10 protein-coding genes and 1 riboswitch are annotated in these 14,213 nt (G+C 52.2%); all 10 genes read right to left on the bottom strand.

From position 1 onward, the window contains the following. Nucleotides 1-168 precede the first annotated feature (168 nt). Nucleotides 169-1,074, bottom strand: coding sequence for a hypothetical protein (locus PORAS_RS06770; protein ID WP_013760677.1), 906 nt, complete (start codon nucleotides 1,072-1,074; stop codon nucleotides 169-171). Between the two features lie 13 nt (nucleotides 1,075-1,087). Next, nucleotides 1,088-1,999 (bottom strand): hypothetical protein, encoded by a 912-nt coding sequence (locus PORAS_RS06775; protein WP_004331146.1) that lies wholly within the window; start codon nucleotides 1,997-1,999, stop codon nucleotides 1,088-1,090. Nucleotides 2,000-2,259: 260 nt separating this feature from the next. Continuing rightward, a complete protein-coding gene (locus PORAS_RS06780) occupies nucleotides 2,260-2,703 on the bottom strand; it encodes a hypothetical protein (RefSeq protein WP_004331124.1) in 444 nt (147 codons plus the stop codon). 43 nt (nucleotides 2,704-2,746) lie between these two features. Next, entirely contained in the window at nucleotides 2,747-3,190 is a 444-nt protein-coding gene (locus PORAS_RS06785) for a hypothetical protein (RefSeq protein WP_004331129.1), read from the bottom strand. Nucleotides 3,191-3,256: 66 nt separating this feature from the next. Continuing rightward, nucleotides 3,257-4,594: a hypothetical protein gene (locus PORAS_RS06790; RefSeq protein WP_013760678.1), complete on the bottom strand. Its 1,338-nt coding sequence runs from the start codon at nucleotides 4,592-4,594 to the stop codon at nucleotides 3,257-3,259. Nucleotides 4,595-4,700: 106 nt separating this feature from the next. Beyond that, on the bottom strand, nucleotides 4,701-5,663 hold the full coding sequence (locus PORAS_RS06795; protein ID WP_013760679.1) for a ketopantoate reductase family protein: 963 nt from the start codon (nucleotides 5,661-5,663) through the stop codon (nucleotides 4,701-4,703). A 6-nt stretch (nucleotides 5,664-5,669) separates the two neighbouring features. Continuing rightward, nucleotides 5,670-7,043, bottom strand: a complete 1,374-nt coding sequence (gene lpdA / locus PORAS_RS06800; protein ID WP_013760680.1) for a dihydrolipoyl dehydrogenase — start codon at nucleotides 7,041-7,043, stop codon at nucleotides 5,670-5,672. Between the two features lie 39 nt (nucleotides 7,044-7,082). After that, nucleotides 7,083-7,829 carry a 2,3-diphosphoglycerate-dependent phosphoglycerate mutase gene (gene gpmA / locus PORAS_RS06805; protein ID WP_013760681.1) on the bottom strand — a complete coding sequence of 249 codons (747 nt, stop codon included), beginning with the start codon at nucleotides 7,827-7,829 and terminating at the stop codon, nucleotides 7,083-7,085. A 29-nt stretch (nucleotides 7,830-7,858) separates the two neighbouring features. Beyond that, nucleotides 7,859-11,131, bottom strand: a complete 3,273-nt coding sequence (locus tag PORAS_RS06810; RefSeq protein WP_013760682.1) for a protein O-mannosyl-transferase family — start codon at nucleotides 11,129-11,131, stop codon at nucleotides 7,859-7,861. Nucleotides 11,132-11,286: 155 nt separating this feature from the next. Then, complete coding sequence (locus PORAS_RS06815) at nucleotides 11,287-12,507, bottom strand: hypothetical protein (RefSeq protein WP_013760683.1); 1,221 nt, start codon at nucleotides 12,505-12,507, stop codon at nucleotides 11,287-11,289. A gap of 16 nt (nucleotides 12,508-12,523) precedes the next feature. Beyond that, nucleotides 12,524-12,628: riboswitch (SAM-I-IV-variant riboswitch) on the bottom strand. Between the last annotated feature and the right edge of the window lie 1,585 nt (nucleotides 12,629-14,213).

Genomic DNA, 14,213 nt, shown 5'->3' on the forward strand with positions numbered 1-14,213 from the left:
TCTCGTCCACGTGGAGAATTTTTATTCCTCACGTGGAGATTTTCGATTTCCTACCTAGGGATTTAGAAATTCCTACGTGGGGATTGATTTCTTGGAGCAAGCGGAGGAGCGATAAGTTTGACAGATCGCAAACTTTATCGCTCCTCCGCGCTTTATCATGTCCTTCCTCTAGAAGCGGCCCACGATTCCTATCGAGTAGTCTCGCGTGCTCACCTCAGCCTGTGCTGACGGCATGGTACTGAGCAGACTAATCTGTCCGAAGAGTCCGAAGAAGCCGTACCCTATCTCGCCGCGCAGATCGACTCCGAAGGGACGCACGTTGAGATCATTATCCACGAGCGTATTGACACGCTCATCGAGCGAGCGGGTACGAGAGTTTTGCAGGCAGACGATCTTAGGAACGACCGCAAGCGAGCTCCACGCATTCGTCTCACCCCACGAGAGCGACAGACCTACGGGCATCTCAATAGTAAGGATATCTAGCTGCGTCCGTGAATAACCCACATCTGTCGACTCCTGCTTTAGGACAGTCAGCCCCTCATCGTCACGCTGCATAGCGTACTTCTTATCAAAGGCAAAGCTACGCCCCACAAGCGAGGTCCCTACGTTGAAAGCCCACGGACTACGACCGATCTGAAGGATGCCATAGATACCAAACTCCCCACGAGTAGAGCACCAGAAGCGCTGCTTGCCAACCCACTCAGGAGCCGTAAAAAGGTTCCAACCGAAGGAGGCTACAAAGTGATAAGAGACATCTCCCATGAGTGTCTTGTAGATGACGGGCCGTCCGTCTTGCTTATGGACCGTACTGACTCGGGAGCGGTTCCAAGCAGATTGACGACCACCTCTCGTCCATACCCTATCTATATAGAGTGGTACGTTTTGCTCCTGTCCCTTCGGAAGTCGGCTCGCCACCTCTATCTGAGTATCTTTCTCACCTCGCATCACATAGACCGTGCGGTCAGCTAGCTGGATCGTATCACACGATGTCCCTGTCTGCCCTGCAGCTCCTAGCGTAGAGAGCAGTAGGGTGACTAGCGCAAATAAGGGTAATGTATAAACTCTTGAGTACATAGTTACGATACGATTAAAAGGTGATACTTAGTCCAGCTGTGAGGAGACCCTTGTTGTTGTACCCGCTCATAGCGTCTTTGACGAGGAGTAGCGACTGAGGCGTATAGTGCACGTATAGTCCGATAGGCCTAAAGTCGATAAAAGCACCATAAGTCATCGACAAGGGCGGCGTAGCCTCTGTCATCGTACGCTCCTTGTGGCGATTGCCATACTGCTTGTGCATTACATACTCCTTGTACTTGATCTGTGGGATCACCTCGATGCCGATGCGCATACGACTGTTCATCATAGGACGCATCCCCAGCGTGATCGGGAGCGATATATAGCGTGTCACCAGCTTGCTCTGACGTAGCCCTATCTCCTCATCGTAGTGGTCTTGATTCAGTGCGTTGAGTTCCTTATCTGATGTGAAGTAGTAGCCATCACGTAGGCTGTAGGAGCGCCCCTCCAGAGCAAAGTCAAAGCCAACGAAGTAGCGCCCCTTGATATAGTACCTATACCCTATCGGAGCCACCATATAGTGGTTGAAGCAGGGGGTAGCAGCATGCGCGAAGGCATCTCCCAGCATCATCGTCGAGCCGAAGTAGAGCTTCGGGAAGAGACGTATCGTACCCCAGCGAAAGCTGTTGTCATCGTAGAGTCCGAGTGCACCTCCTACGCCCGAAAGGCCCTGACGTAACTCACGATCTAGCGAGAAAGCGTTCGTCTCCATACGGCGCACACGGTGCCGCTCGTTGTAGTCGACGAGTGTCACATCGGTCTGATCTTTACTAGACTCTATAATGACTTTGTAGTCATCTCGCTCGATGATTGTGTCTGGAGCGAGGGTCGCTAAGGGAGTTGCCTCTAGCCTGTTCGTGGCACAGAGAAGAAGCAAACCTGCCAGCAAACCTCCTCGTAGCGAAGCACGTAAGTAATACTGCATAGGTAGTTGTGATATGAGTTGGTTAAAACGATGTTTGTTACTCCGACAAAGTTAGAAAAATATTACTATTCAATAAAGAGGTCCTCCCTTGGAACTAGGAAGTTCCAAAAGGGAAATTAGCAAAACAACCTTCTAATTCTAACCACTGGGCACTGCGGTGTGCAGAGACAAAAAAAAGGGCAAAGACCGCTAGGTCTCTACCCCTTTCTTATTTGTCGTAGGGCTATGCCTCTACAAATATATCGCACCCTATAGCCTAACTACTTGACAAGCCTAAAGCCCATCATAGGCATCGGAAGTGCGACGCCATCTTTCAGTTCGTAAAGGAGCAGAATGTTGGTATCCCAGTTGACCTTCATTATGAAGTTCTTGGTGTCATTTTCTATCGTTATAGAGGCAACGTAAGCCTTTCGCGTAGCATCATAGTTGTAAGACACAGGGACGGTGTACTTCAAGCCTTCAGCAGCCATCGTCAACTCGCCCTTCGTCTGACTGGTGAAGTAAAGCTCTCCAGAGATGTCACGATCTTCGTCATCGATGTCAAGCCCTGGGATGTTAAGATCGGTCTTCCAGCGGGTATTGACAAGGGCCTCCTTGGGGTCTTTTTCCGTAGGCTCTTTATCCTTCTTGCAGGAGCTGAGCATCAGAGTGGCACTGGCTAGCAGCATGGCTAGGCAGATGCGGACTAGCTGTTCTTTCCTCATAGCTTGAAGAAGTTTATGGTTATGATATCAGCCTTAGATCCTGCTACTTGACAAGCGTAAAGAACATAATAGGCTTCGGGATGACGACTCCAGCTTCCAGCTCGTAGGCTATCAAGATGTTAGTGTCCCAATTGACCTTCAAGATAAAGTGGTTGATATCATCTCCTATCTTTACCGTGGCGGGATAAGCCTTTTGCGTAGCATCGTAGCTGTAAGTCACCGAGAGTGTGAGCTTCGTCCCTTTGATAGCTGCTGTCAGCTCGCCTTCCGTCTGAGAAGTGAAGCGAAGCTCGCCAGATACTTCACCGATCTCTTTGTCAATGTCAAGCCCTGGGAGGTCTGTAGCCATCTTCCAGCGGGTATTGACGAGTGCCTCCTTGGGGTCTTTGTCTTTGGGATCCTTATCCTTCTTGCAGGAGCTGAGCAGCAGGGTGGTACTGGCTAGCAGCATGGCTAGGCAGATGCGGATCAATTGTTCTTTTCTCATTATGATTGGATTGTTTATTGGTTTAACGCCCGCTAAGGTAGTGCTTTTCCTAAATATAGGGTTCTCTTAGAGCTGCGATTGCTCGAGCTGACGTATCTTCTGGGCGAGTGCTCGCAATGCTTTGCGGGCTGCGGGGAGCTCACGCTCGAGCTGTAGGATCATCTCGGTCAGATCGGCATCGCTACCGCTATGCTGGTGATAGGCTGTGCGGAGGCGAGCCAGTGTCTGCTCCTGCTCAGTAAGCTGCTTCTGCTGCGTCAGATACTGATCGTAGAGGGTAGCAGCCTCGGCGGAGTGAAACTGCTCTCGACGGCTGTAGATCACATCTGGCGCCACGACGAAAGCTCCCTGAGAGACACTGCCGTGAGCAGGCTGTGCGATAGTTTGCTGGCTCAGCAAGACCCCATAGTCTACATCCGGACGCTGCGTGATGTGGTAAGGACGCAGCATAGCGTACTGGCGCAGGATGGCGGGATCGTTGGAGGGAACCTCCGTTACCTCGCCATCATTGTAGACAAAGCGGTAAACGGTGACCATGCCACGGGGGGCATAGCGGTCGGAGACAAGGTAGCCGAGATGGCGCTCAGCGTTGAAAGCGAGAAGTAGGTCATCGCCCGTACTGTTGTACGGGAGTCCCAGTGGGACCGGCTGCAAGTAGCCTCCCGAAGCGGTCTGGCGGGTCATATAGAGGTCTCGCCCACCCAGTCCATGCTTGCTAATAGCTGAGAAGTAGAGCGTGATACCGTCTGGGGCTAGTGTAGGATAAGAGGGAGCCTCTAGACTGTCTTGGATGGCGGCAATAATCGTTGCATCCGCTTGAAGGGTTGTGGGGATCGGCTGATTGGCAAGGAGACCGCCATAGACGAGACGCACAAGGGCATCGGGTCGCTCTCGGAGCGGTCTGATGTAGCGATCGCCTCGCTCGGTGAGGAAGCCGAGACCTAGGCTGTCACAGGAGAAGACTTTGACGCCCTGTCCATTGAGATAGCTAGCCAATTGCTCTCGTGCGACGGTGATGGTGTCGGCCACTTCTAGCCAGAGGACATGCCCCATAAGGCGTCGCAACGCATACAGTCGCTCAGCGTAGAGGTCGGTGGCGTGCTGAGCCTTGCGCGCTTTGCTCTGCTTCTCTAGCGAAGCGGACAGTGCATCTAGTCGCAACTCCCGGAGGTAGCACTCCCAGAGAGCGGGCAGGTACTTACCATTTTGATGAGCGAGATACTCATAGGCTGAGACGGCTAGATCACTGCGTCCTAGCGTTGTAGCTTGCTCCACGAGCTGCGTAGCGGTAGCTACAGAGGGCTTCGCATGAAAGGTTTGCGTGAGCGAGTCTAGCTCCTGACCTTGGACCATAAAGGCTGGCAAAGTGAGGAAGCAAACCAAGATGACGAGTAGACGCTTCATGGGGGATTAGAGATTAGAAGTTAGATATTAGAAGTTAGAGGCTAGAGATTAGAGCAAGCGTCTCGGAGTAGTCAGACGAGATCCGACAGCTCCGAGACGCTAATGATTAATGCTGCGCGATGCGCTGCAAGATGCCAGCGTAAGCCTCTTCGTAGTGTGGTGCTGAGAGGCCTAAGCGACGACTCTCACGGACTACGTAGCCGACAAGGCTCTCGACTTCGCTCTGATGATGGTTACGTAGGTCACTATTCATCGAGGTGGTCGTGGCGGGTGGCATACGCTCTATACGACGGAGTGCTGAGGCAACTGGATCGGCATCGCTGATACCCCACCCCTTAGCACGATAGAGCTGGCAGAGCTCTTCGGTGAGTCCGATGACAAAGGCACGATGCGCACCGAGCAAGCCCTCGACGTTGCAATCGTAGTAGCCTGTCGCAGCTGCTGAGTTGGAGAGCATAAGGTACTTTTTGCGCACTTCCTCCATAGGATCGTCGGGGATGACGAGGTCGATGCCCGCAGCTTGAGAGATCTGGAGGAGTCGCTCTTCGCTAGCCGTTCGCTCACCGCCGATGGGGCGTGCGAGGGAACCTATATAGAGTCGCTCGTTGTCGGAGTGGCTCTCCACTACACCTGGCTCTGTGCGCCGTGCGGTGATATAAGCGACACCCGCCCAGCGCTCGACCTCTGCGGGGAGCATCGTGCGGAGCTGCTCGTGGATGTCTAGTCCATTGAGCAGCGGCAAGACGGCACTCTCTTTGGTCAGATAAGGCTGAAGCGGACGTATACTGTCGGCTAGATCATAGCTCTTGGTCACGACAACTAGATAGTCTATCGGGGCTAGCTCTTGCGGATCGCAAGTGACGCAGCTAGGACGCACGACGGTCTCTGCCAAACGCGGCGAAGAGATGCGCAGCCCCTCACTGTGTACACGATCATAGTGCGCTCCTGGACGCATGAGGTAGGAGACGCGCAGCTGGTCGGGATGCTCCATAGCGTAGCGTGTCCACAGTCCGCCGAAGTATCCGCCGACGCCTCCTAAGCCTAGGATAACAATATGAGGAGGTCTCATGACTAATTAATGCGTACGGGGAAAGGTCTCCAGCGTCTCCTTGAGGATCTCAGCCACAGAGGGGTGCGGGAAGATGATTTCACTCAACTCGTGCGCCGTCATGCCACGCTCGATGGCTAGCCCGGCGGTGACGATCAGTTCGCTACAAGGATTGCCTAGCATGTGCACTCCGAGGATCTTGCCTTCGGGGTTTACGAGTACCTTGCAGTATCCTGAAGCCATCTCGTTTTCGGCAACAAAGCGTCCTGAGTAGCTCATCGGGAGCATCAGTTTGGTATAGACTTTGTCTCCACTCTTTAGGGCGTCCTCCGTAAAGCCTACGCCAGCTATCTCGGGATGCGTGTAGACGACCCCTGGGATGGCACGGTAGCTCATCGGATTGATGATCTTACGGCCGAGGATATGGTCGACCGCTACCTCTGCCTCACGCACAGCCGTATGGGCTAGGAGCGAGTGTCCATTGACATCGCCCGCAGCATAGAGATTGGGGAGCGAGGTACGGAGGTATTCGTCGGTCTTAACGCCTCGACGCTCTAGCTCGAGTCCTTGGCTGAGCAGTGCCTCGAAGGAGCTGGTCACAGGACGACGCCCCACGGAGAGCATCACTTGCTCGCCCTCTACCTTAAAGGTCTCGCCCTCGTACTCGACCTCTACGCCATCGGCATAAAGGTGCGTCACCTTGTGCTGGAGGTAGAACTTGATACCACGCTTCGTGTACTCCTCACGCAGGAGTGCAGCCAGCTCGCTGTCCATCCCGTTGATGATCTCGGGGAGCATCTCGACCACAGAGACGGTAACGCCCATCTCGTTGTAGTAAGCTGCAAACTCCATACCGATGACGCCTCCACCGATGATGACGATCGAGGCGGGAAGCTCCTTGCTGTCTAATGCCTCTCGGTGGGTAATGTAGTGCCCCTCCTCGACACCTGGGATAGGCGGGATAACTGTCTCTGAGCCCGTGCAGAGGAGTAGATGCTTAGCCGTATAGGTCTCACCAGCTGCTGTGACTGTATAGGTGTCGTCACTATTGTGCGCTGTGACGGTCGCATGCTCTGTGACCACGGTCACGCCAGCATCCTTCATACGTGCGCGAATGCCAGCAACGAGCTTGCGCACGACTTTATTCTTTCTAGAGATAACCTTGGCGGGGTCTATCTGCTCTGGAGTACAAGCGACGCCATACTTAGCGGCGGTCTGCACCGTCTGCCAAACTTTAGCCGAGTACAGGAGCGTCTTCGTAGGGATGCACCCTTCGTTGAGGCAGACGCCTCCGAGCGCACGCTCCTCGATGAGCAGCGTCTGCAGTCCTCCACGAGCAGCACGCTCAGCAGCTGTGTAGCCCGCAGGTCCTCCGCCGATGATGATAAGATCGTATGTCATGATTGAGATTGTCTAATTAAGGGAGTGGATAAATCGCAGTTACTTGCTCTTGCCCTGATTAGCAACAGCTGCCTGAAGCTTAGCTATCTGCTCGGGATCACCGAGGAAGTAGTCACGCTGCAGCTGCATCTTGTCGTCAAACTCGAAGACGTACGGGATGCCCGTCGGCAGATTGAGCGCAGGGATTTCTTCGTCTGAGATGCCCTTGAGGTGCTTGACGATACCTCTCAAGCTATTGCCGTGAGCCGTGACGATGATCTCGCCATACTTCTCCAGATCTGGACGAATGTTGCTCTCCCAATAAGGAAGGATGCGCTCGACTGTCTCCTTGAGCGACTCCGTGAGTGGGAGCTCGTTAGGATTGACCGCAGCATAGCGTGGGTCGTACTGAGGGGCACGCTCATCGGTCGGGTCTAGCGGTGCGGGCGGCACGTCGTAGCTACGTCGCCAGATGTGCACTTGCTCCTCGCCATACTTAGCAGCTGTCTCAGACTTGTCCAGTCCTTGTAGCATGCCGTAGTGCTTCTCGTTGAGACGCCAGGATTTCTCCACGGGGATCCAGTCGAGGTCCATCTCATCGAGGATAATATTCAGCGTCTTAATGGCGCGCTTGAGATATGAAGTGTAAGCCTTGCCAAAGCGAAAGCCCGCCTTGTGTAGCCGTCGGCCAGCCTCGTGTGCCTCCTCGACACCTTGCTCAGTGAGGTCAACGTCTGTCCAGCCGGTGAATTGGTTACTCTTATTCCACGCACTCTGTCCGTGGCGTACTAATACAAGTCTTTTCATAAGGGTAAGATAAAGGAGTTTCTAAATGATTAGTGGTTTGTTGAGTCAGAAAGCCTCTGACTAAGCTGCTGAGCGGTCACCTCCTTGATAGCCTCCAGAGATCCGCCAAAGATAGGTAGCGCTTGTCTCAGCATCGTCTCATACTCTGCCGAGAGGTTGCGACCCCAAAGCATATCTATACGAACTAAGTCCATAAGCGTGACGAGCGAGTAGCGTACCATCGAGTCGCTGATCAGGGCTATCTGATGACGTGGATTCTGCTGGCTGACCCAGTAGAGGAGTTGCGCCGTATCACGATAGAGCGCACGAACGATCTCGTCGCCCTGCTCTAGCATATCGGCACGGTAGTATGCATCTGCTAGAGCTACGTCAGTCATATCGTAGGGCACCGCCTTAGGCGAGATCACATCGGCACACTTCGTCAGCACTTCCCTAGCTCGCTCAGTGTCGCCTTGACGCAGGAGCGCTTGGGCTAGCGTTGCGAAAACACGAGAGCGGTAGTAGTAAGAGATATTGCGCCGGATATTCTCGTCAAAGTAGATGTTGGGGTCGTTGGCATTGAAGTAGCGATACTGGTGCATCACCAAGTCATACAGACGCTCCACTTCGACCTCGTAGGGTGTACCCACTACGGTCGTCGGGTTAAAGCGCTGCGCCATACCCACATAAGACATATACTGTCTCTGGTTGGCAAAGATATTCTGAGGAGCCGAGCTTACCCACATGATCGGTCTCTCCCACTTCGCTGCACCCAGCATATCTAGGACAAAGAGCTGATCTCTGGTCACAGCCGACTTACCCTCTAGCGAAAGCACCATACTCCCGGGCATAGGCAAGCCCTGAAGCTGTGGGAAGTGCTTAGCGACAACCGCCGAATCAACGGGTAGCAGCACCTTGTCCGCAGGCATCTGCACCTGTCCTTGAGGCACGACCTTGGTCGCCTCCTTCATCGCTTGGTCGAAAGGCATCGGCACCGCACTCGTCGGGCGTATCAGCGCATAGGAGTTCGTAACGAAGAAAGCCGGACTCATATACTTATTAGGTATCGGCTGCGCTTCGTAGCTGTGACGCAGCATGTGCTTGCCGTACCACTCTGACTGCAGGTAGCTCAGATTGCTCACCTTGACATCAGTGCGCACACCCTCCACCTCCTGGGCATACCATAGGGGGAAGGTATCGTTGTCTCCGAAGCAAAGTAGCACCGCATTGGGATCACAGCTAATCAAGTAGTTGTAGCCGAAGTCGCTTGCTAGGACACGTCCCGAGCGGTCGTGGTCGTCCCAGTTTTCCGAAGCCATCTGTATCGGCACGATCAGCCCTAGTACCGAGACGATCGAGGCGGTCAGTACAGGCTTGAGCTTAGCACGACTCAGCAGTTCGTAAAGTCCTGCCACCCCGAAGCCGATCCATATCGCAAAGGCGTAGAAAGAACCCGCATAGGCGTAGTCTCGCTCACGTGGCTGCCCTGGCGTCTGGTTGATGTAAAGGATGATTGCCAAGCCCGTCATAAAGAAGAGCGCCAGCGTGATCCAAAAAGCTTGCATCCCCTTCTTGCGTCTCGTCACTTGATAGGCAATGCCTAGGAAGCCAAGGAGCAACGGCAGGAGGAAGTAAGCGTTGCGTCCCTTGTTGTTGCGTAATTGATCTGGCAGATCCTTAGTCTTACCCAGTGCGATCTGATCAATAAATGAATAGCCCGTGAGGACTCCTCCCTTGAGCATACCGCCATCGCCCTGCAGGTCGTTCTGACGGCCGATGAAGTTCCAGCCGAAGTAACGCCAGTACATATAGTTAACCTGATAGCGCAGGAGATACTTCAAGTTGTCCGCCATCGAGGGCTTCGACATATCTTCGGGATTGCGATCTACCCAACTGTTGTAACCATTTATATGCTCTGGCTGCGAAGAATACATACGGGGAAAGAGCATCTTGCTCCCCTCAGCATACTTCAACTCAGGCTGACTATAGATCTTGACATACTCGTCTGGTTCGTTGGGATTACCCTTCACCTTAGGCGCATAGACCGGCTTACCCTCCTCCATGGCAATAGGACGCGCCACGTAGGTAGCACTATATAGGTGCGGGATAGCGCCGTACTGCTCACGGTTGATGTAGCTCTTGATGGCAAGCGCCGTATTCGGCTCATTCTGATTCATCGGCGTACCAGCCAGCGAGCGCACGAGAATCACCCCATAAGAGCTAAAGCCGATCATGATGACCAGCATACACATCTGTGCCGTGTGTAGCATCTGGAGGGAGACCTTTCTGTTTTGAAATAGGTATATCGCCAGAGCTATCGTCACGATCACGCCTAGCCAGACGGCTCCTCCGAAGTATGGGATGCCGATCAAGCACCACGAGAGGATAAACGAGCTAATGATCAGACTACGACCACGCTCGCCTCGCTGATAAAGCGTGAGCGAACCGACCAGCACCACCATGAGGACCGCTAGATAGAGGTAGAAGCCACTGTTGTACGGCATCTTTAGCCCATTGACCACCCAGCGATCTATCGTACCACCGAAGGCGACGACACCCTGCATGATGCCAAACATAATGACCGCTATCAAAACGAAGGAGACGATCAGTGTCGTGGCGATCCCCTTGAAGGTCAGCGTATCATGCTTGCGGAAGTAGTATATGAGTGCCATCGCAGGGATGCAGAGCAGGTTGAGCATGTGCACCCCGATGCTTAGTCCCATCACGTAGGCGATCAGGACGATCCAGCGATCAGAGCGAGCATTGTCTGCACGGTCGCTCCACTTGAGCATCAGCCAGAAAACCAGTGCCGTCAAGAAGGAGCTAAAGGCATACACCTCGCTCTCAACAGCACTGTACCAGAACGTATCCGTAAAGGTATAGAGCAACGCACCCACCAGTCCAGAGCCCATGATCAGGATCGTCTGCGCTAAGGTAGGCACAGGCATTACCCCCTCAGGGACCAACTGCTTAGCACAAGGCGAAGCGCCTGGTAGTACCACACGACGCACCAAATGGGTGATACTCCAGAAGAGCAGCAGTATCGTCCCCGCACTGAGTAGTCCACTCAGCGCGTTAGTGTATAGTCCCGCCAGCTCGGGCGTAGGTGCCAGGTGTGCAGCGACATTGTACACAAGCATGTAGATCGGTGCCCCAGGTGGGTGCCCCACCTCCAGCTTGAAGGCCGATAAGATAAACTCGGGGCAGTCCCACAGACTCGCTGAGGGGCCGATGGTCATCAGGTAGACCACCGCTGCGATGACAAAGGTCACCCAGCCCACCACGTTGTTCAGCAGATTGTACAGTCGCCAGTTCTGTTGCATATCTATAGTTAAAGTATCGTATACGGAGACAAAGGTACGAAAATAGGAGTTAGAGAGTTGTCCTCCCCTGAAATGGTATGCACTCATCCTCAAAGTACAGCCAATTACACTCTCGCCCCTTATCACGAGCGAGTCGTAGCTGGCTATGATACTTCTTAGAGATCCACCCTTACATACTCCTCCCGATCGACACTCTTTGCCTGTCCATTGTTCTGGACATAGGTGCGTATATCATACAGGTCTATGCCCCCATCACGAAATCGCTCTTTGACATTGTATTCGAAGCCACTCAACTGACACTTTAGTTGATCAATCTGCTTGTTTAGTGGCTTGAGGGCAAACTGATAGCTACGAGGTGTCAGCTGCTCGCTCCGGAGTTGCCGCTTCAGGCTTTGCTTCTGCCTCTTCAGCTCCTCGATCTGAGCCTTCACCCGCTGCTCTAGATCCTTATAGTCGGCATAGATCTGGCGCACCTCATCGTCATGAAGCCGTAGCACCGCATGCTCATATTTATATCTCCATCTCCGTGCCTCCTTATCCCGATGCTCCACCTGCTCGGCCAGCTGCACGATACGATGTTGTAGGAAGCGCTCTCTCACATTGCTCGTAAAGTCCTTCTCGCCGCCATCCTCCACATGCAGGATGTCCAGTAGCTCTTGGAGCGTATAGGCTTGGTAGATCTGCTTAGCTTCGTCGTAGCGCGTGTTGATCTTCATCAGCGACTGCCAGTATTTGGAAAAGCCGGAGAGCCGTATAGGAGCCGACTCACCACTCTCATAGAGCTGCCCACAGCTGTTAGACCCCGAGAGCGGACTCCCCGCAAGCTGATAGACGAGACTCATACGACCACTATCAGAGATCACCATAGTGCCTAAGCAATGACTCCACCACTCTAGATAGATGCCGATAGTAGGTCTGTGAAAGCCTGACGTGCCCGTGTAGGCCAAGCCATTATGCGCCACAATGGGCGTGAGAAACATACGACTATCCTGCAGTATGCGCTCTCGATGTGCTAGCAGATAGAAAGCATTGTTCTTAAAGAGCTGACGAAGCTCCTCTTGCTCTTCTTTCGCTACAGGCTTCCGAGTTACCCTCCTCCGCCCTATGCCGAAGTACTCCCCCGTCCTGTCTAGCTGTAGCTCATCAGCCACCACCTCCTGCGGCTGCTCCTCCTCGGGCTTAGGATAGCACGTCAGGATCGTACCGTCCAGCAGACGGATGGCACCCTCTGGATGTCTCTCCTCCTCAGATTCGTCAGTAGCAGATGGCACCCCCGTCTCACTCTGTGGCTCAGATGAGGGCGTAGCAATAGCGTGAGAAGCTACCTTTGGCGACTCCTCACGAGATGATGGTTCATAAGATGGTTGTGCTGTCATAATTTGGTTTTTAACTAGTTGGTTTATAGGTTAAACGTCTAATTCGCATCCATTCTTCCCACCGTGACCATTATGCAAGGCTCGGTTGGGGCGGTCCGTAGACCGGCTCTTAATGCTAACTAATCGCAACTCAGCTATCAATGAATCCACACACGACCACAAGTTAATCGTGAATAGCCCTTTTCGATTTTGAATTGCAGTGCAAACATACGTATAACCTTCGAGCTATACAAACCTTTCGTGTTAAATAACGCTACTTGAACTGCTAAGAAGTCTGAATCTCTTGAGGATCTATCGGACTCAAATATCATACTCCACACAGGAAAAGACAAGCCCCTGGCGAAGAAATTTCATTCTCCACGGAGAAAATCAAAAATCTCCACGGAGCTATTTGTCATTCTCCACGTGGGCGAGAAATAATTCCTCCGAAGTTTCATTTGATTCCTCCGAAGTTTCATTTCGTCCCTACGTGGAAAATGTTTTTTCTCCACGTGGAGATTTCGAAATTCCTCCGTGGAAAATTTCTGCCAGCAGAGAGTACGATAGTGAAAATCACGAACCAACAAAGGTGACACAGGATATGAAGACAACTTCATAACTCTAGTCCAAACGCAGATTATCTACGCCTTGCTCCACATTGCTCGCCAACACCTTGTATATCCCGAGATGAAGACCAGCACGTAGCTGTCATTGCTATTTAATTCCATAAATCACTCTGTTTGATTTGAATAACACCTTGCAGACAGCAAATCTATAGGCTAAAATCGACTCTTCTAAGTCTCAGTGAATGATAAGGGAAGGTGGTGACGAAAAAGAAAATTCGGGAGTCTGATTTTTGCATTTTCTAGAGGAAAACGCATGCGGAGATTAGAAATAAATGTTTACCTTTGCAAGCGAACTAAGGTAATTCAACCAGCGAAAGTGTGTTATCACAGACCGTAATGAGGCATATTAAATTTGCATTTACAATTGTCGCTTGTCTCTTGACAGCGTGTGCTCCTGTTTCAACCAATTTAGATCATCAGAAAAAGTTTGACTCGGAGATTACACGAGTAGATAGTATTGCGATAATACTAGCTGAGATTAGAGCACTAGATCAAGGTATTAGAGACAACTCCAGTCTTTTCTTAGCAAACAGTCGGGCTTTTAATCTTCATACTGATAGTCTCTGCTTCTCCAAAGCAATTTGGGTCATCGAGCATTATGGGTATATCAAGAACTTAGGGAAGTACAACGACTCTTTCGGATACCTATTAGAAGCCCTGCCCGCAGTGTTACTACATAATCCTCAAAGGCTGATAGAGCCACATACTTATGACCTCTTGAAGCGAGAGGTGGAAGCAGGTAGACTACCTGCCGAATTTGTAGCCACCTTGCTTGATAAGTATTATGTGATGAAAGAGAAACGCACATTATACTTTTCGGGGTTTCGACAGTGGCTACAACAGCCCTATCCTCAAAAGAGAGATCAGGCACTGTCTGACAGTCTCAGACAAGATTTAGGACTACCAGTGCTTCCAGACAGCCTATTTGTGTATTAGTGCTGTATATCCGTCTATACATGATCCCAATCTAACTACAGAAGCGCAGAGGATCCATCACGTACAGAAGTGATTGATTGACTAGAATAAGTCAGTGTAAACCAATAGTGTCCTAAACGTTTTTGGCGGGGGATGGGTGTAAGATAGCTGTCAAGCGAGTCAATC

Origin of the sequence: Porphyromonas asaccharolytica DSM 20707, from assembly GCF_000212375.1 — a bacterium.
In the GTDB taxonomy this organism is placed as follows: Bacteria; Bacteroidota; Bacteroidia; order Bacteroidales; family Porphyromonadaceae; genus Porphyromonas; species Porphyromonas asaccharolytica.

Bases quoted from the DNA above. Each gene is read 5' to 3' on its own strand.
- PORAS_RS06770 (WP_013760677.1), bottom strand. From the start codon at position 1,074: ATGTACTCAAGAGTTTATACATTACCCTTATTTGCGCTAGTCACCCTA.
- PORAS_RS06775 (WP_004331146.1), bottom strand. From the start codon at position 1,999: ATGCAGTATTACTTACGTGCTTCGCTACGAGGAGGTTTGCTGGCAGGT.
- PORAS_RS06780 (WP_004331124.1), bottom strand. From the start codon at position 2,703: ATGAGGAAAGAACAGCTAGTCCGCATCTGCCTAGCCATGCTGCTAGCC.
- PORAS_RS06785 (WP_004331129.1), bottom strand. From the start codon at position 3,190: ATGAGAAAAGAACAATTGATCCGCATCTGCCTAGCCATGCTGCTAGCC.
- PORAS_RS06790 (WP_013760678.1), bottom strand. From the start codon at position 4,594: ATGAAGCGTCTACTCGTCATCTTGGTTTGCTTCCTCACTTTGCCAGCC.
- PORAS_RS06795 (WP_013760679.1), bottom strand. From the start codon at position 5,663: ATGAGACCTCCTCATATTGTTATCCTAGGCTTAGGAGGCGTCGGCGGA.
- lpdA (WP_013760680.1), bottom strand. From the start codon at position 7,043: ATGACATACGATCTTATCATCATCGGCGGAGGACCTGCGGGCTACACA.
- gpmA (WP_013760681.1), bottom strand. From the start codon at position 7,829: ATGAAAAGACTTGTATTAGTACGCCACGGACAGAGTGCGTGGAATAAG.
- PORAS_RS06810 (WP_013760682.1), bottom strand. From the start codon at position 11,131: ATGCAACAGAACTGGCGACTGTACAATCTGCTGAACAACGTGGTGGGC.
- PORAS_RS06815 (WP_013760683.1), bottom strand. From the start codon at position 12,507: ATGACAGCACAACCATCTTATGAACCATCATCTCGTGAGGAGTCGCCA.